Source organism: Arthrobacter sp. zg-Y1219, assembly GCF_030125545.1.
Taxonomy (GTDB): Bacteria; Actinomycetota; Actinomycetes; order Actinomycetales; family Micrococcaceae; genus Arthrobacter_B.
Genome location: NZ_JASKLY010000003.1, coordinates 240,855 through 259,105, shown reverse-complemented (window position 1 = coordinate 259,105; position 18,251 = coordinate 240,855). Strand labels below are relative to the sequence as shown.

The window sequence follows — 18,251 nt, the reverse complement described above, 5'->3', positions numbered from 1 at the left end:
CACTCGAGGTTTGGCAGTGTGCGAGCCCGCGCTGCCATTTACTTCAGGGTAAACGAGTCTATCGTCACCGGGGTTTTCGGCTGGCCGTCCGAGGTTTCCGCGCCGTTTTCCACAGCTCCCTGTGCGGCGACCGATTCCAGAACATCCAGCCCTGAGGTTAGCTTACCCATGATCGTGTAGCCGCCCGTATCCTGCGGAATAATCGAGTCCTTGTACACCAGGAAGAACTGCGTGCCGTGGCTGTCCGTGGTACCCGCGCGGGCCACTGCGATGGACCCGGCCGGATACACGCCGTCGGCCGGCGCGTTCTCCACCGGCCCCCACTGGTAGTTGGGGTCGCCGGCGCCGTCCCCGTTGAGCGAACCGCACTGGAGCACCCCCATGGTTTCGGCCGTGGTCAGGCGGTGGCAGGTCTTGCCGGCGAAGAACCCCGACTCAGCCAGGGACGCAAAGACGGCCACGGCCTGAGGGGCGGCGGCGCCGTCGAGTTCGACATCGAGGTTCCCGGCGCTGGTGGCCAGGGTTCCGGAAAAGACCCGGCCCTCGGCGGTCGACTTGTCCGGGATGCCCGCGGCGCTTTCGGTTGGCTCAGGCGTGGGCTCGGCAGTTGCGGCGGCTGCCTGCTGCTCGATGAGCCGGGTTTCCTCCGGCGTCGGATTGGACGAGAACCACGCAACCTGCAGGGCCACGGCAAGGGCGAGGACCAGCGCGCCGGCCGCACCGGCGAAGAGGTTGTCCCGGGTGCGGCGCCTGCCGTGGCTTTGCTGCAGGTTGCGTCTGGCCTGCATCCTGGCGATGCGCCGGCGGGTTTCGCGGTCTTGGCGGGTGGCGGCCACGGATTCTCCTGACGGAACGGTGAAACATCGGCGGCCGTGCCGGCGGCGCCGGCCCGGCGGTGGCAGTCGGTCCGGTTCGCCTTGGTGCGCGCGGAAGACCTAAAATGAGTGCCGCACTTAGTTTAGGCACGCCGGCAGGCGATTTCCCTGCAGCAGGCCGCCCCAAATCCGTAGAAGGAGCTCGCCCGCATGGCACGCAAGGCCTCACTGTCCGGTTTCCCCGAATGGCTGCCGCAGGAGCGCCTTGTCGAACTCCACGTCCTGGACGTCCTGCGGCGCACCTTTGAACTGCACGGCTTCACCAATATCGAAACGCGTGCGGTGGAAACCGTGGGCCAGCTGCTGCGCAAGGGTGAGATCGACAAGGAAGTTTATGCACTGAGCCGGCTGCAGGCCGAAGAAGGCGAGGCCGCCGGCAAGCAAGACCCGAACCAGCTGGCGCTGCACTTCGACCTCACCGTGCCCTTTGCCCGGTATGTGGTGGAGAACGCCGGACACCTGGCCTTTCCGTTCCGCCGGTACCAGATCCAGAAGGTTTGGCGCGGAGAGCGTCCGCAGGAGGGCCGCGCCCGCGAATTCACGCAGGCGGACATCGACGTCGTCGGCGACGGCGACCTGCCGTTCCGGTACGACGTCGAGCTGGCGCTGGTGATTGCCGAAGCCCTCGGCGCCCTGCCCATCCCGGACTTCAAGATCCGGGTGAACAACCGCAAGCTGGCCGAGGGCTTCTACCGGGGGATCGGCCTGCAGGACACCGCCGGTGTGCTGCGCAGCATCGACAAGCTGGAGAAGATCGGTGCCGCGCGGGTCTCCGAGCTGCTGCAGGAGGAACTGGGTGCCAGCGCCGAACAGGCCGCCGCCGCCCTGAATCTGGCCTCCATCCGCACCGAGGACATGTCGTTCGTGGAGCAGGTCCGTGCGCTGGGTGTCTCCAACGACCTGCTCGAAGAGGGCCTGGACGAGCTGTCCCAGGTCATCGCCGAAGCCGTCAAGAGGGCTCCGGGCCGCGTGGTGGCGGACCTGAGCATCGCCCGGGGCCTGGACTACTACACGGGCACCGTGTATGAAACGGTGCTGGTCGGCCATGAAGCCCTGGGCTCCATCTGCTCCGGCGGCCGCTACGATTCGCTGGCGGCCAAGGGCAGCCGGACCTTCCCCGGCGTCGGCCTGTCGATCGGGGTGACGCGCCTGGTCATGCGCATCCTGAGCCAGAACTTCGCCGAAGCGAACCGCAGCGTGCCCACCGCCGTCCTGGTGACCCTGGCGGATGACGATTCCTGGTCAGCCGCTCAGGACATCGCCGCTGACCTGCGGGGCCGCGGAATTTCGGTAGAGGTGGCCGCGAAAGCGGAAAAGTTCGGCAAGCAGATCAAATATGCCGACCGCCGCGGCATCCCATTTGTCTGGTTCACCCGCGAGGACGGCACCCACGAGGTCAAGGACATCCGTTCCGGGGACCAGGTGCCGGCCGATCCGCAGACCTGGACGCCGCCTGCCGAGGACCTTTCCGCGCAGGTCACCCGGGTCCCGTCCGCCTGAGGCCAGCAGCTGGCGACCGCCGGCCTGATCTGTTTTAGGGTTGCACCATGTCGCTTTCCCCCTCCGCCGCCCCGCTGCCCTGCGCCGAACTCCACCTGCACATCGAAGGCACGCTTGAACCCGAGCTGATTTTCGAGCTGGCCGAGCGCAACGGCATCCGGTTGCCCTATGCCGATCTCGCCGAGCTGCGGAGCCGGTATGAGTTCACCGACCTGCAGTCCTTTTTGGACCTCTACTACGCCAACATGGAGGTGCTGCGGACCGAGGCCGATTTTGCCGACATGACCCGTTCCTATCTGCGCCGGGCCGCGGCCGCCGGGGTGCGCCATGTGGAGATGATGGTTGATCCGCAGGCGCACCTGCTCCGCGGAGTTCCGCTGGAAACCTGCATCAACGGTGTCGCCGGAGTGCTGGCCGGAAGCATGGAGGAGTTCGGTGTCTCATCGGGACTGATCGCCGCGTTCCTGCGGGACCATCCGGCTGCCGAAGCCGAAGACGTCCTGCGCCGGCTGCTCGCCCTGGACGCTCCCATTTTGGGAATCGGCCTGGACTCGGCCGAACTGGGCAACCCGCCCGAGGGCTTCATCGAGCTCTACCGGATGGCCCGGGACGCCGGCCTGAAATGTGTGGCCCACGCCGGGGAAGAAGGGCCGTCGCACTATATTGACCAGGCCCTGGACCTTCTTCTGGTGGACCGGATCGACCACGGGATCCGCTGCCTGGACGATTCCGACCTGGTGGACCGCCTGGTGCGGGAACGGATTCCCCTGACCATCTGCCCGCTGTCCAACGTCCGGCTGCGGTCGGTCGACACCCTGGCCGACCATCCGCTGCCGCAGATGCTGGCCCGCGGGCTCAATGTGTCGGTGAATTCTGATGATCCGGCGTATTTCGGCGGCTACGTTGACGACAATTTCCGCCTGCTGGAGCACACGTTCAACCTTTCCACGGACCAGCTCCAGGAACTGGCGGTCAACTCGGTGGAAGCGTCATTCGCCCCGCCGGCCCGCCAGGTGGAATTGCTGGACCTGATCCGGGCCTGGCGGAGGGCGCGGGACTCGGCTGACGCCTAGGGTGCCGCGGCGCGGGGGATCGTCAGCCGCACCACCAGTCCGAACCCCAGCACGATCAGCATGAGCAGGATCACCAGCGGCGGCAGGCTCAGCGCCGTGACCAGGGCACCGGCCAAACCCACCAGGTTCACGGCCCGCGGGGTGTACCAGCGCCGCTGCTCCAGGGCATAACCGCACATGTTCGTAATCGCGGCGTGCAGCAGCAGGGCGAAACAGGCCAGGCCCAGCAGCGTCGTCAGGCTCGCGGTGAGCACCAGGAGCACGACGACGGCGCCGGCCACCGCGGCAGCGGGCCAGGGGACGTGACGGGAGCGTCCGGTGTGTCCGAACGGGCGGGGGAGGTCGCCGTCGTCGGCCATTGCCGCTGCGGTGCGTGCGCTTCCCTCAATCAGCACCCACGCTCCTGAGAGGCTGGCGGCACCCGCGGCAATGGCCACCGCGCCGGTGCCGATGCCCAGCCCCACCGCGGCCACCGGGTCGCGCAGCGGCGTGAGTGCGGCCGCCAGGGCCTCCGGCCCGGAGAACCAGGCGAGCAGCGACTGCCCCACCAGGATGTACAGGCCCAGAGCCACCAGGACCATGGCCGGAAGGACGCGGGGAACGATGCGGTCCGGCTCCCGGACACGGAAGCCCATGGCAGCCATCCGGGCATAGCCGGCGAAGGCAAAGTACGCGAAGCCCGCGCCCTGCAGCAGCCCGGCAGTCGACGTCGCCTCCTCCAGCACCCCGGGGTCCGGGGCCTGTCCGCCGGCCTCGTTGAAGGCGACCACGACGCCGAAGCCCAGCACGCCCAGGACGAAGGCCAGCACGAAACGGATGATCCAGGTGCCGCGGTCCAGGCCGAAAAGATTCAGGGCGGTCGCCGCGACAGCTGCTCCGGCGGCGGCCGGCCGGGCGTACTCGGGCAGCACATACAGGCCAAAGGTCAGCGCCAGCACCGCCGCCGACGGAACCAATGCGCACACCAGCGTCCAGCCGGTGAAAAACCCCATCTGCGGACCCATCAGGACCCGCGCCGCCGAACGCGCCGTGCCGCCTTCATTGCGGTGCCCGGCGTTGCGCAGCCCGGCGCTGAGCAGGAACGTTGAGGCCGCCGAGCAGTAGGCCACCAGGGCGGCCAGGGCCAGCGACGCGGAAAGGGCGAAGCCGGCGGCATCCGCAACTGGTGGCAGAACAACGAAAATACCGCCGCCCACCATGCAGCCGATTCCCACGGTCGTGGCGTCGAAGCCACCCAACGGCTGTTTGTCTGCGGAGCTTCCGGACACGTGCCCCTCCGATCGGTCGGGCCCGGGACATGCCTCGACCGCAGAACGGCTGCGCGGCAGTGCCCTTGGCTGGGAAAGGATGTGAACACCGGTAAACTCATGAAGAGACCTTGTATTCACAATGAGCGGGAACAGTGTTTTCCGCAAGCAATCTTGAAAGGACTGCTGTGCTGCGCACTCATGCCCTTGGTTCCCTGAGGGCCGAGCATATTGGACAGACCGTCACTCTCGCTGGCTGGGTGGCCCGACGGCGGGACCACGGCGGGGTTGCCTTCCTTGACCTCCGCGATGCCTCCGGCGTAGCCCAGGTAGTGGTTCGTGAAGAGGACGTCTTCCACAGCCTGCGCAACGAATACGTCCTGCAGATCACCGGCACTGTGCAGAAGCGGCCGGAGGGCAACGAGAACCCGTCGCTGGCCACCGGTGAAGTGGAAGTCATGGCGGACAAGGTGGTTGTGCTGAACACCTCAGACCCGCTGCCCTTCCAGATCGACGAGCACGTTGAAGTTGGCGAGGAAGCACGCCTGAAGCACCGCTACCTCGATCTGCGCCGCCCGGCTCCTGCCCGCAACATGCGCCTGCGCTCCGAGGCAAACCGGATCGCCCGCAACCTGCTGCACGACGAGGGCTTCGTTGAAATCGAAACCCCCACGCTGACCCGCTCCACCCCTGAGGGCGCCCGCGACTTCGTGGTGCCGGCACGCCTGGCTCCGGGTTCCTGGTACGCGCTGCCGCAGTCCCCGCAGCTGTTCAAGCAGCTGCTGCAGGTGGGCGGATTCGAAAAGTACTACCAGATCGCCCGCTGCTACCGCGATGAGGACTTCCGCGCGGACCGCCAGCCGGAATTCACGCAGCTGGACATTGAAGCCAGCTTCGTCGAGGAAGATGACATCATCGCGCTCGGCGAATCCGTGGTGAAGGCGCTGTGGAAGCTGATTGACGTCGAGATCCCCACCCCGATCCAGCGCATGACCTACGCCGACGCCATGGCGCGCTTCGGTTCGGACAAGCCGGACCTGCGCTTCGGCCTGGAGCTGACCGAGCTGACCGACTTCTTCAAGGACACCACGTTCCGTGTCTTCCAGGCTCCCTACGTGGGCGCCGTCGTCATGCCCGGCGGTGCCTCGCAGCCCCGCCGCACCCTGGACGCCTGGCAGGAATGGGCCAAGCAGCGCGGCGCGAAGGGCCTGGCCTACGTGCTGGTCCAGGAGGACGGAACCCTGACCGGTCCCGTCGCCAAGAACCTCACCGACTTCGAGCGCGAAAACCTCGCGGAGAAGGTCGGCGCCAAGCCCGGCGACTGCATCTTCTTCGGAGCCGGCGACAAGAGCACCTCGCGTGCCCTGCTCGGCGCCGCCCGCGTGGAGATCGGCCACCGCACCGGACTGATCGATCCCAACGAGTGGGCCTTCGTCTGGATCGTTGACGCTCCCATGTTCGAGCCGGCATCGGCCGCAGTCGCCGCCGGTGACGTGGCAGTGGGCGGCGGCGCCTGGACGGCCGTGCACCACGCGTTCACGTCCCCCAAGCCCGAGTTCATGGACACCTTCGACACGGATCCGGAATCGGCCCTGGCCTACGCCTACGACATTGTCTGCAACGGCAACGAAATCGGCGGCGGCTCGATCCGTATCCACCAGCGCGACGTGCAGGAGCGCGTCTTCCAGGTCATGGGCCTTTCGCAGGAGGACGCGCAGGAGAAGTTCGGCTTCCTGCTCGAGGGCTTCAAGTACGGCGCTCCGCCCCACGGCGGCATTGCCTTCGGCTGGGACCGTGTGGTGGCCCTGCTGGCCGGCACCGAGTCCATCCGCGACGTCATTGCCTTCCCGAAGTCCGGCGGCGGCTACGACCCGCTGACCGCGGCACCGGCTCCGATCACTGCTCAGCAGCGCAAGGAAGCCGGCGTGGACTTCAAGCCTGAGGCCAAGAAGCCCGAAGCCAAGAAGGACGTCGCCTAAGGTCTTCCGACCAAGAGTCCAGTGACATGAGAAGTGCCCGGCCGCTGTTGCGGCCGGGCACTTTCTTGTTCTGCCGGCTTGTGTGTCCGGTACGGCTCCTGGTTGCGTTCGGGGAAGCCGGAACTAGCTGTGGCTGAAAGCGGTATTGCTGGACGTGCTCAGGGTGCTTCCGCTGGCATCCTGGACCCAGATGCACGGCGAGTTGTAATGTCCCCGCTGCCAGTCAAGCTGATACCCCATGGCGCCCATCTCGAGCCAGCCCTGGGCCTGATCGGCAGGAACCTGCCAGGAGTATCCCTGCTGTGTGGTGGTGGTGGATGACGCGCTGACGGCGATACCCAAGGTGGCTGAAGCCTTGGCGAAAACAGCGCCGGCCTCGGCCGTAGTGGAACCGTTGACTTCAATGCTGGTGCTCGACTGCTGGCCTACCTCGAAGGGCAGCGTCCCGCCCGCGGCTCCGTAAACACGCTGATTCGGATTGGACACGTAGGTTTCATAGGCCTGAACCTGGTACTCAGCCGATGCATCCGCGGTTTCGCTGCCCGCGGTGCACACGGCGGGACTGACCGCGGGGGCAGCTCCGAAGCCGGCCCCGTTTGTTGCGCCTGCCCCTCATCCGCGGAAGCCATCGGTGCTGCTGCCGCCGAGATGAAAGCCGCGGTCGAGGACAATCAGAGTTTTCGGAATAATTTTCATCGTTCAATCTCCAGACAGGTTATTGATCCAAATGATTATTCAGGTTCGGTAATGTTGTAGACCACAAGCCAGTACTCAGCGGAATTCACATCGTTTACGGTCACGGTCGACGGAATGCTCTCTGCGGTCACCGGATATTCGTAGGATGCCAGGTTCGGGCTATTGCAGCGGTCCCCGCCGGTTGACGTTACGGGCTTACCTTCAGCATCCAGGAACTGGACTTTATAGGCCTCCGCCTCGTTGCAGGTGAGGAAGGTCTTGAAAGTTGTTCCTGGCTCCATGTCCGGCAACTCAAAGGTGCTGGGCCCGGTCGCGGATTCCTCAAGCAGGACGCTTCCGTTCTCCGGTCGAAGCTGGGGTTCCGTTTGAAAATAGGTCTCGATGCTGACCGGGTCTTCCGCTCGAAAAAGCTCCGCTTTGTCGGGATCGCCGCTTGCGGGTGTGTTCGTCCCGGCCTCCGGCGCCGAATTTCCCGGAGCCGGTGAGGGGGAGTCGCTGCCGGCGGCAACGCCGGGCTGGTCCAGGGAGCTGCATCCTGCGAGTACCAGGGCCAGTGCCATTGCGGGTAGGACCGCTGCCCGTGGAATCGAAAAACCCGCATGCGTCCCAGCGGATCGGACGGTGTCTGGAGGATCGCGGACATTGCTCGGTCTCATCATTTCGGCGACTTCCTTTCGAAGTAATCCGAAAGACGTTAGTCGCTTTCATCCGGGAGGTAAAGGTTTGGTAAACGAAAAATACATATTGATTTGCATGTACTCGTATTTCCTGCCTCATATCCCTTAGCCGCGGACCATAATCAGGCCAGTCCACGCACGGGTTTGAAGAATGCTCTGCGTCATATAAGACCCGGCCCGGATCAATACAAGTAGTTTTGCCGCGGCGATTGACTTCCGGTGAAGGCAGCCGCCTGCTCTCCGGCCGACTGACACCTCACGAGCGCGACGGCGAGCGACCCGTTTGCCGAAGAATGACTCGCATCGAAGCGGCTTGGAGCTCCTTGCTCGGATGCTTTGGTGGTGTGTGGGGGAGAGCCATTGGGGCGCTGGCGAGGCTGTTGTCCAAGTCATCGCTTTGGTTGTCCCGTTGGGGGGAGCGGCTTACGGGCATCAGGGACGAGGTGCATCCTCATGATGTGTCTCTGTGACCTGCTCCACGGGCACCGTCAAGACCGTGCGATGCCGCAGAAGCCCATCGCGGCGTCTTCGCTTGAGCACCCGGTAAAGCGGCGGGGCAGCCTAGCGGCTGTGGTCGGCGGGGTCGGTTTCGTCCGAGGACAGCGACTCCAGGCGCCGGAGGTCTTCGGGGTGCAGTCCCGGCTGGTCTCGGACAGATTCCAGAAGCAACCGCATTTGCCGCTGTAGGGCCGGCCCATGTTCCGGGCAGCCCTGTTCCTGAACGTGGGCGGTGAGCATCCGCAGGACCCGCAGCATGGCCCCGGCCACCTCGGGCTGGTCCAGGCATTTCTGGCGGAGCTGGTCAAAGGCGTGGTCGATGTATTCGTTATGGTCAAGGTTCCACGGCTGCACCAGGACCCGCCCGGCGTCATCGGTCAGTGCCTGAGGCGCAAGCGGCGCAGTCAGGACCACCCGCAGCAGGCTTCCCAGCCTGAGCAGAACCTCCACGGCCGTGGTGGGGTCATTGACGGCCTGGCTCAGGGCTCGAAGGCCAATGTCCACGAGCTGCCGAACAGAGAAGTCGACGTCCTGGAGCATGGTCCGAGCATCGGTGACATCAACGGACCGGGCAAGGTGTTCCCGGCTGCGTTCCGACGGCGCCGGCCACACGGTCAGCAACGGCTCGCCCGCATGGATGTAAGCGCCCACCCGGGTCTCCACCCGGATCCTGGTCCCGGCCGGAACTGCCCTGAGCAACCCGCCGGCCGATAGCTGGCTCACCCATCCGCTGACCGGGCAGGGGATGACAGCGGCGTCTTCCGGGACAGGGAAATCTTCAGGGTCCGCGGGACGCAGTCCGGCGGGCGCACGGTCCAGGGATGCAACGACGGATTGGCCTTCGGCGGCAATGACCCGCGCCAGGTTGCCGACCTGCAGCCCCCTGGCCAGATGATCCAGATGCACGATGATGCCTGCCACGGTCACCACCGTCAGAACAACCGCCACCGTCAGGGAAATGCGCGGTGCGGGGTCGGTGGGCTCCCCGCTGAGGGTCGGCAGGATCAGGATGCAGTAAAAGAACGTGCCCACCAGAAGCCCGATAACCCCCTGGCTCAACCGGTCACGGATGAACGAGCGCATCACACGCGGGGAAAACTGGTCGCTGGCCAGCTGCAGACTGACCACGGTCAGCGAGAAAACGACGCCTACGGTGGTGATCATGGCACCGGCCACGGTGGCCAGCAGCCAGGTCGCGGCGTTGCTGCTCATCGCCAGCGTCAACGGCAGACCGGTGTCATGGCCGAGGGCTCTGTCCAGGGCAGCGGCGCTAAGTGCCAGCGCGATTCCGGCCAGCATAACCAAGGCCGGAAAGAGGAACAGGCTTTCCTTGAAACGGTAGCGTGCGGCGGCAATGTTCATGCCCGCTGCGGTTCTCTGATGGGCAACCACCGGGTGGGCTCCTTATCTGCCGCGCAGCAGGTCAGCTGCGATCTGTGACATCTGGTTTTGACTCACAGCTGTGAAGCCGCCGGCACTGCATCAGACCCGCAGACCTTGAGCTGTTCCGCCAAGCCCGAGAGCAGGATAGTCAGTCCTTGATCGAGCTCCGCAGCGCCGTCGTACTCGGCAAGGACAGGCCCCAGCGCCCGCAGACGAGGAAACTCTTTCACCGGCAAGTGGTGCAGGCCCAGGCGCAGGGTTGCTTCGTTTTCGTCAGCGTCCACGACCAGTTCCTGAAAATCATTCAGAATATGCCCGTAGACGAACCCATGGAAGGCGCGGTAAACGTGCAGCGCATCGGTTGGTTCGAAGCCGGCCTCAATCAGCAGCCCCAGAATCTGCTCCAGCGGCCGCAGGGTTCCCAGCGGGCGCAGGCCCAGCGGGGTTGACAGGGGCCGGGTGACCAGAAGCGGCACCGTATTGGGGTGACGCAGGGCCAGGAGCCGGAGGTCATGGGCAATCCGGCGCAGCTGGACCTGCCAGTCTGGATCGTCCGCAGAGAGGGACAGTTCATTCATTACGGCCTCGGTGACACCATCCAGCAGGGCTGCCCGGTTCGCTGCGTACCGGTACAGGCTCATCGGATCGCACCCCAGTTCCTGGCCGAGCCGGCGCATGCTCAAGGCCTCCAGGCCGTTGGCATCCACCAGTTCCAGGGCGGTCTTGAGTACAAGCTCCCGGCTCAGCCGTACCTTCCGCGGCCCGGTCGAGGTGGGTTGTTCTTTCGGGGATGCCATCGAGGATCCGTCCTGGTCGTTTGCATCGGGCCTGCTCATCGAATGACAAGCAGCCTCGCTTGACAGCAAGTCTACGCCTGGAGTCTACAGTGTAGAGAATTGGTCTGCGGATTGTAAGCAGACAAACAGTGCAGACATTACCTTGCTGTCGCCGACCTAATGGTCTCGGGTCCGACAAAGGCCACCCGTGCTCCCATCGGCAACGACTAGACCGTATTTCCGGTGTTTACTGCCGGATTTGATTGGCGGCTCACCCGCGACCAGGCGAAGGAACTTCAGCGAGAACTGGCAACCATAGTCAGACGGTACGCCAACCAGAGCCCTGGATTCATGCACAACAGAGACGCACCAGAATCTATTTTTTTCGTCCAGATTGTCACTGCATCCATCGCGGCTGTCGTCATACCCATAATGTTGGTCGTGCTGCAGGAACCGACAAGAGATCACGTCATTTTGGCGATTGTTATGCCGATCATTTGCGTCACGGGAGTAATGCTCGTTCGCCCAAGGGCCAACCACTACGGCCAAGAACCCTGAATCCCTACGTCCGCTGACGGATCTCCTTCAGTGGGCAGCTGAATCTGTGTTGGCAGGATGATCTGTGTTCAGCCACTTAGCCCTCACCTGAACGTCTGAGAGCTCGTATCCAAGCTGGTTGTAGAAGTCGATAACCGGACTGTTGTTGGTGCGGATCATGAGCTGCACCTTTACAGCGCCGCGTTCAACCAACCATTGCTCACAGGCCTCCATCATCATGCGCCCCAAGCCGGATTCCTGCCTGTCTGGTGCGACCGCAAGGTAATAGACCCAGCCGCGGTGACCGTCGTGCCCTACCATCGCGGTGGCCACCAAGTCGCCATCTAGGGAGTACCCAAGGACCGTCGACGTCGCACCGTTCATCGCTCGGAGGAGGTCGTCCATTGGATCGTTCCACGGGCGTGTGAGACCTGTAGCCGTCCACAGGGAAACGGCGCTGTCGTACTGGTCTTTCGTAAGGGTGAGAGCAGTCATTCTGCCGATTGTATGACCTCATGACGGCCGTCGGCTGCCGACCACACTCATCCCATTGGAGGATCGGCTTACGGGGCAGGTTTCGTGTAATCCGTTTTAGGCTTCGTTCCCTGCTTCGCTTTGCTCGTCAGCCTGATCCGCTGTTCTGTGAAGGATGAAGATGCCTCCGTACGAAGGCTGATCGGAACGCTGCTGATCGGTGTCCGTGTATTCGCTAAGCACGGTGTAGACCCGTGTGATGAGGTCCTCGGCGTCTTGTGGCGAAAGGTGCAGGACGAAGCGAGATAGATTGGCGAGTGCGTCCGGACCTGCTTCGGTCAGTTCTTCCCGCACCGCGTCGAGCGGTGCGAGGGGGTCGTCCGGACCTGCATCATGCAGCGCCCTGTCCAGACTCCAGGATCGCCCCGACGAGCGATATGGCTTTTCCAGCGCACCGCTTACGCCTGTGCGGACGCCGGCGGGTTCGAGGAATCCTGAGGCGAGCAACTGCCGCACGTGGTAAAGGACGGTTCCCGGGTCGTGGCCTAAACGGTCGGCGAGTTGTTTATTGGTCAGTTCATGGAGCCCGCATAAGCGAAGTATTCTCAGGCGCAGCGGATGAGCCAGCGCCTTGATCTCTTGGGCGTTGGCAGCGGGATTCTGCTGTTTCGCGTCCGGGCGCTTCGAGTCGGTCATGGACTCATCCTAGGGGCTGTTTAGCAAAATCAACCCCCTTGAACTTTCTAAATTACCGTGCGATGGTTCAGAGCATGACCCCTAACGCAGCGCCAGTGCGAACGACGGACGGCTTACCTCTCGGAGCTTCTTACTGGAAGCTTTGGACGTCATCGGGACTCTCCAACCTCGCGGATGGGGTGTTCAAGATTGCGCTACCGCTCATGGCGATTCAGCTCACGCAATCTCCGACGCTGATCGCCGGACTCACTGTCACCGCAACGCTTCCTTGGCTTTTCTTCGCGTTGACTGCCGGAGCACTGGCAGACCGGGTAGATCGACGAAAGCTCATGCTGTGGGCCAACTTGAGCCGCGCTGTCCTGCCCGCTTTGCTGATAGCTGTGATCCTTCTCGACCTCGGGTCCATCTGGGCCCTGTACGTGGTCGCCTTAACGGTTGGGGTGGCGGAAACCCTGTACGACACCTCGGCGCAATCGATCCTGCCCCAAATTGTGACCAAAGGTCAGCTTTCACGCGCCAACGGACGGCTCTATGCCGCTGAACTCACCGCCAACCAATTCATAGGCCCTCCACTAGGCGGGCTGCTGATAGGTATCGGTGTGGTTGCAGGTTTCGCTGTCCCGGCAGCCCTGTGGCTTGCAGCGGTAGGCGGGCTACTCCTATTGCCGGGCAGCTTTCGGGTAGAACGAGAACAAAAGACGACACTACGGTTCGATATCAGGGAAGGCCTGAGGTTTCTCTGGAATCAGAAAATCCTTCGCACACTCGCAGTAATGACCGGCGTCCTCAACTTTGCGTCCAGCGCGGCCTTCGCCGTCCTCGTTCTGTTCGCCGTAGGGCCTAGTTCAGAAATGGGGCTATCCGAAGTTGGTTTCGGATTACTTCTGACGACGTCCGCCGTCGGTGCCTTCATCGGCTCGTTCATCTCCGAATCAGTGGAAGAGAAACTGGGCCGATCCAAATCCCTGGCACTCACCATCCTCGGCTGCGCACTGTTCGTCGGAGCACCAGCACTAACCAACAACCCCTACATACTTGGGCCCATTCTCCTTGTGGGCGGGACACTGATTGTGGTGTGGAATGTCATCACAGTGTCGCTGCGTCAACGCATCGCCCCAAACCGACTACTCGGCCGAGTAAACAGTGCTTACCGTCTTTTAGCCTGGGGAACCATGCCCATCGGGGCAGCTGCCGGGGGACTGCTGGCCCAATGGCTGGGCCTCCAAGCCATGTTTGGCATTATGGGAGTACTCACCCTCGCCCTATTGGTGATGATGCCGATCCTCACGGACAAGGCAATCACCGCCGCCGAGGTGGACCACGAATAAACCGAGTTGACTCGTGTGGTCCGCCCGAAAACTCAGTTGCTCAAATCCTGGTGCGGTTTAGGCCACCACTGGGCCATCTGAATTCACGCCGGCTGAGTGCCGCCGCCCTGCGGCGATCACCCCAACCGGATTCTTTGGAATGAACTTGTTCACGAGTGCACCCTACCTGCTAAGGCAGTCCGCCAATCCACGGACATCGTCGGCCTCTGCGTCTAGGAGCAAAAAGAACAATCATGTTTCCCCGGGGATCAGCCGAGCGGTTGAGCTTCCGGCGGTGAGGTATTTGGGGTTGCGCCGTCCGTCGCATTATGTGGTTCGATGGACTCACGTCCCGTCCCACTGAGGAAGGCCCGCTCATGCATGGCTCCCTTATTCCGCCGCGTCAGGTCAAGATCGATGATGCGGCATCGTTCGTTGGCACCACGCCGGGGGTGATTCGTGACTACCACGAGATTGGCCTGCTCCCCGAGCGGGACGGCGACGACCGCCGCCGATACGGCTACGAAGACATGATCCGGCTGCTGTGGATCCAGAAGATGGCCGACGCCGGGATCGCCTTGGACGACATCCGTGACGCCTTTGCTGACACGGCTCTTGCCGGTGCCGCCAGCGGCCACGACGACACGGTCGTGCAGTGCATTCGCACCCCGGATGGCAGGATGGGTCTCCTCTCCGACTTCGTCACCGGCCGCCTCAAGGGCCTGCCCGATGGGTCGCTGCGCCAGGCGGACCTGGACAACCTGCTGGTCATGGAGCGGATCTTCGGCCCGCTCGGTGCGGCCGTCAATGCCGGCCGTTACATCGCCTTTGCCACCCACCCGGGTCTGCGGGAGGAATCCGACCGCGTTGATGCCGCCGAAGAGGCACTCGATGACACGGTCGCCGTCGATGACCCCCGCGTGGCACAGGTGGCTGCCAGACGGCACGCCTTCGAGCTGGTGCTGCAAGCCGTCATCGAGGACTCCGGCCTGGCGCAGAGCGACGAAGCGCTCTTCGACTCTTGGGAGGCATTGCGCCCCGCTACCGCTGATGAAGGTGAGGACGAGGTCGGCCAAGGCGCCGGCAGAGGGGAAAAGCGCGTGAGCCTCATCGAGGCCATTGGAATGATGCCCTACGACTTCTCTCCGGCCCGCCTGCGTTGCATGGAATTGGTCCAGGAACTTGCCGCCCACGAGTCACCCGCTTCTTAAAACAAGGCCTGGTGTCCTGGCCGAGAAAGTGTCCGCCAAGGGATCCCCACCGGCACGGAAGTTCCGACCAACATCGGTTGTTTGGCGGAGGCTCTCCGCGTCCGACTCACCCGGCACCGGCTTGTCGGAAACACTTCCTGGGTGAACGACTCTAGGCATGCGATCCGGTAAATGCTGGTCGCCTACCTGCCCTCAACGCCCTTTGGTGCACTTGATTTCGCCCAAGTAGCCCTTTGGTGCACTTGATTTCGCCCAAGTAGTTGCGCAGGGACGGCAAACGGAATCCAATAGCCCAATGACGAAAGATCCCGGCACGACCACATCAAAACCACCAACCGGGCTGAAGCGGGCAATTGGTACACCGCTGCTGTTCGCGTTTATCGTGGGCGACACCCTCGGCGCCGGCATCTACACCCTCGTGGGTACCATGGCGGCCGATGTCGGTGGCGCGATCTGGATACCCCTGCTGATCGCACTGGTCGTCGCGCTGCTCACCGCCGCGACATACGCGGAACTGATCACCAAGTACCCGCACGCCGGAGGAGCCGCGCGCTACGCCGACCGGGCTTTTGGCATCCCCTACGTGTCATTCCTCGTCGGCTTCCTGATGATGGCCTCCGGAATCACCACGGCCGCTGCCCTGGCGAACGCCTTCGCGGGCGATTACCTGACGGTGCTCCTCGACGTGCCAGCCGCCCCCGCAGCGGTCGTGTTCATCATCTTGCTGACCTTGATCAACCTTCGCGGCGTCCGAGAGTCCCTCACCGCAAACCTCGTAGCTTCCATCATCGAGGTAACCGGTCTCGTCATCGTCATCGTCGTCGCCGCCATCGTCCTCGCCTCCGGCAACGGAGACCCATCCCGGCTGCTTGAGTTCGCACCGGACGTACCGCCGTTCCAAGGCGCCTTCGCCGCATCGATCGTCGCCTTTTTCTCTTTCCTCGGCTTCGAGGCGGCAGCAAACATGGCCGAGGAAGTGCGCAACCCGTCCAAGGCATACCCCCGCGCACTGTTCGGCGCCATCTGCACCGCAGGGGTCGTCTATCTCCTCATCGCTCTCGGGGCGGTCATCGTCATGCCCCCGGGTGACTTGGCCGAGTCCACCGGACCTCTCCTCGAGGTTGTTGCCGCCAGCGAAGTCGGAATCCCGCCGGGACTATTCAGCCTCATCGCCCTGGTCGCCATTGCCAACGGAGCACTGCTGTTCATGGTGATGGCCAGCCGTGTGGGCTACGGATTGGCGGAAGCGGAACTGCTCCCTCGGGCCTTTGCCCGCGTGCTGCCGGGCCGTCGCACCCCCTGGGTCTCCATTGTTGTCGTTGCCGCATTGACGATCGTCCTTACCCTCACCGGAAATGTCTCCTCATTGGCCGAAACCACCGTGCTGCTCCTGCTCCTGGTGTTCCTTTCTGCCAACGTCAGCGTCCTCGTCCTCAAAAAGGACAAAGTCGATCACGACCACTTCACAGCCCCCCGATTCGTGCCGATCCTCGCGATCATTGCGAGCGTCGCCCTCCTCACACAACAAACCGGGACCATCTGGCTCGGCGCCGCCGCCTACATAGTGGTCGGATCCTTGTTGTTCCTCGCTGCCCGGGCCGGACGCAAACGCGAGCAACGGTTGAGCGCCAGCTAAGTCGCGGCACGCCCACTGCTGGGGATTCAAAGGGGAGCGGTGGAGTTCGACGGCGATCTTCTGCCTGCCAGGAGGGACCGTGCTGGCCGCAGGTCCAGAGCGAACTCGCTGCAGCGAAAGACGCGTCCTTCCGGCTGAATTGAACTGAAATGAACTGACGCATTGAACTGAAATGAACTGACGCGGCACACCGTTCTGCCCCGGCAATGAAACGGGGAAGCCGTCTTCCATATATGATAAGCACGCTTAGGACTGACCGGACAACAGCCGGAATGCGGACTGCTCCCAGCCAAAGGCGGAGGATCGGATCCGGTGATGTTCGTTAATATGACATGGACTTTGTCCGCCGATATGAGAGTGAATTATGGAAGACGCCCTTATGACGGGTACCAGCGTGGATTCGAGTGCGAAAGGCAAACACCGGCCAGCTGGCCCGGCCCGCCAGCGGCATCTCAGCGACTTCACCGCTTTGACCCGGCAGGTTCAGGAAGCCGGCTATATGCGCCGGAACTACGGCTATTACTGGGCCAAGCTGATCGGATTAACCCTGATGGGCCTGGTGCTGGCCCTGGCTTTTATCCTGCTCGGTGACACGTGGTGGCAGATGGTGACAGCGGTGGTGCTGGCGTTGTTGATGACACAGATCGCGTTTCTGGGCCACGACGCCGCACACCGGCAGATCTTCGTGTCACCGAAGTGGAATGAGTGGGTCTCACTGATCGTGGTTAATCTCTTCGCCGGCATGGGCCTTGGCTGGTGGAATGCAAAACACAGCAAGCATCACGCTGCACCGAACAAAATCGGCGTGGATCCGGACATCGCTCCCGGCGTGCTGGCATTCACCCCCGAGGCGGCCGAAGCGCGCACGAACCGTTTGACGCGCTGGCTTGCCACCAAACAGGGTTATTTTTTCTTCCCGCTACTCCTGCTTGAGGGAGTCAACCTGCATGTGCAGGGCATCAAGCGGGTACTGGGAAAGGGTCGGATCAAGCGGCGGTGGGTGGAACTTAGCTTCATCGCTGTGCGTCTGGTCAGTTATGCGGTGCTGGTCTTCCTCGTGCTTTCACCGGGCAAGGGCGCAGCGTTCATCGGCGTCCAACTCGCCGTTTTCGGGCTGTATATGGGGATTGCCTTCGCGCCGAACCACATCGGCATGCCGATCGCGCCGCGGGACGCGGGCATCGATTTCCTGCGGCGTCAGGTATTGATGAGCCGCAACATCACCGGAGGCCGGTGGGTGGATACCTTTATGGGAGGACTGAACTTCCAGGTTGAACACCACCTGTTTCCCTCCATGTCCCGCCCGAATCTGCGAAAAGTCGCCCCGCTGGTCCGCCAGCACTGTGATCAGCTGGGGGTGCGGTATACCGAAACCGCGTTTGGCCAATCCTTGAAGGACGTCACCGCCTATATCAACAAGGTGGGCCGCGGCGGGGTCGATACGTGGGCATGCCCACTGGCCAGCACGCACCGCGTGTAAGTTCGGTCTGCCGCGCCTGCGGTGCACTGCTTTATTTCGTGAATATCGTAAAACCGGATCGCCCCTCAGGGGGTGATCCGGTTTTGGTTCTGGCAACCAGGGGGATCGCCCACAGGTGCTTTGGGGGAGTCATGAGCACATTAACTCAATTTGCCCTTTTGTCGTTTCCCTGCCGAGGCCATGGTCATCGGCGTGTGACCGGAATC

15 protein-coding genes are annotated in these 18,251 nt (G+C 63.3%); 7 read left to right on the top strand and 8 right to left on the bottom strand.

Annotated features, from left to right (window positions below):
* Positions 1 to 38: 38 nt before the first annotated feature.
* Complete coding sequence (locus QNO00_RS02365; protein WP_229965506.1) at positions 39 to 836, bottom strand: peptidylprolyl isomerase; 798 nt, start codon at positions 834 to 836, stop codon at positions 39 to 41.
* 189 nt (positions 837 to 1,025) lie between these two features.
* Between QNO00_RS02365 and hisS the strand changes: the two genes are divergently transcribed.
* Both hisS and QNO00_RS02355 read left to right on the top strand, forming a co-directional pair.
* Positions 1,026 to 2,375, top strand: a complete 1,350-nt coding sequence (hisS, locus tag QNO00_RS02360; protein ID WP_284023496.1) for a histidine--tRNA ligase — start codon at positions 1,026 to 1,028, stop codon at positions 2,373 to 2,375.
* Between the two features lie 47 nt (positions 2,376 to 2,422).
* Positions 2,423 to 3,448, top strand: a complete 1,026-nt coding sequence (locus tag QNO00_RS02355; protein ID WP_284023495.1) for an adenosine deaminase — start codon at positions 2,423 to 2,425, stop codon at positions 3,446 to 3,448.
* Here QNO00_RS02355 and QNO00_RS02350 read toward each other — a convergent pair.
* Entirely contained in the window at positions 3,445 to 4,716 is a 1,272-nt protein-coding gene (locus QNO00_RS02350; RefSeq protein WP_229965510.1) for an APC family permease, read from the bottom strand. The genes QNO00_RS02355 and QNO00_RS02350 overlap by 4 nt on opposite strands.
* Positions 4,717 to 4,883: 167 nt before the next feature.
* On the opposite strand from QNO00_RS02350, the gene aspS reads away from it, so the two are divergent.
* On the top strand, positions 4,884 to 6,674 hold the full coding sequence (aspS, locus tag QNO00_RS02345) for an aspartate--tRNA ligase (protein WP_284023494.1): 1,791 nt from the start codon (positions 4,884 to 4,886) through the stop codon (positions 6,672 to 6,674).
* 123 nt (positions 6,675 to 6,797) lie between these two features.
* Here aspS and QNO00_RS02340 read toward each other — a convergent pair whose 3' ends face one another.
* The 6 genes from QNO00_RS02340 to QNO00_RS02315 form a co-directional block, all read right to left on the bottom strand.
* The gene (locus tag QNO00_RS02340) at positions 6,798 to 7,160 is read right to left on the bottom strand and encodes a hypothetical protein (protein ID WP_284023493.1); all 363 of its coding nucleotides are present in this window, start codon (positions 7,158 to 7,160) and stop codon (positions 6,798 to 6,800) included.
* A gap of 245 nt (positions 7,161 to 7,405) precedes the next feature.
* Complete coding sequence (locus QNO00_RS02335; protein ID WP_284023492.1) at positions 7,406 to 7,930, bottom strand: hypothetical protein; 525 nt, start codon at positions 7,928 to 7,930, stop codon at positions 7,406 to 7,408.
* Positions 7,931 to 8,608: 678 nt separating this feature from the next.
* Entirely contained in the window at positions 8,609 to 9,937 is a 1,329-nt protein-coding gene (locus tag QNO00_RS02330; RefSeq protein WP_284023491.1) for a DUF2254 domain-containing protein, read from the bottom strand.
* 62 nt (positions 9,938 to 9,999) lie between these two features.
* The gene (locus tag QNO00_RS02325) at positions 10,000 to 10,725 is read right to left on the bottom strand and encodes a TetR/AcrR family transcriptional regulator C-terminal domain-containing protein (RefSeq protein WP_284023490.1); all 726 of its coding nucleotides are present in this window, start codon (positions 10,723 to 10,725) and stop codon (positions 10,000 to 10,002) included.
* Between the two features lie 564 nt (positions 10,726 to 11,289).
* On the bottom strand, positions 11,290 to 11,736 hold the full coding sequence (locus QNO00_RS02320; protein WP_284023489.1) for a GNAT family acetyltransferase: 447 nt from the start codon (positions 11,734 to 11,736) through the stop codon (positions 11,290 to 11,292).
* A 96-nt stretch (positions 11,737 to 11,832) separates the two neighbouring features.
* Positions 11,833 to 12,411 carry an ArsR/SmtB family transcription factor gene (locus QNO00_RS02315; RefSeq protein WP_284023488.1) on the bottom strand — a complete coding sequence of 193 codons (579 nt, stop codon included), beginning with the start codon at positions 12,409 to 12,411 and terminating at the stop codon, positions 11,833 to 11,835.
* 62 nt (positions 12,412 to 12,473) lie between these two features.
* Between QNO00_RS02315 and QNO00_RS02310 the strand changes: the two genes are divergently transcribed.
* The 4 genes from QNO00_RS02310 to QNO00_RS02295 all read left to right on the top strand — a co-directional run bounded on the left by QNO00_RS02310 (position 12,474) and on the right by QNO00_RS02295 (position 18,045).
* Complete coding sequence (locus QNO00_RS02310) at positions 12,474 to 13,739, top strand: MFS transporter (protein WP_349643462.1); 1,266 nt, start codon at positions 12,474 to 12,476, stop codon at positions 13,737 to 13,739.
* A gap of 356 nt (positions 13,740 to 14,095) precedes the next feature.
* The gene (locus tag QNO00_RS02305) at positions 14,096 to 14,929 is read left to right on the top strand and encodes a MerR family transcriptional regulator (protein WP_284023486.1); all 834 of its coding nucleotides are present in this window, start codon (positions 14,096 to 14,098) and stop codon (positions 14,927 to 14,929) included.
* Positions 14,930 to 15,224: 295 nt separating this feature from the next.
* On the top strand, positions 15,225 to 16,565 hold the full coding sequence (locus QNO00_RS02300; RefSeq protein WP_229965522.1) for an APC family permease: 1,341 nt from the start codon (positions 15,225 to 15,227) through the stop codon (positions 16,563 to 16,565).
* Between the two features lie 379 nt (positions 16,566 to 16,944).
* Positions 16,945 to 18,045 carry a fatty acid desaturase family protein gene (locus QNO00_RS02295; RefSeq protein WP_229965523.1) on the top strand — a complete coding sequence of 367 codons (1,101 nt, stop codon included), beginning with the start codon at positions 16,945 to 16,947 and terminating at the stop codon, positions 18,043 to 18,045.
* Positions 18,046 to 18,251 lie beyond the last annotated feature (206 nt).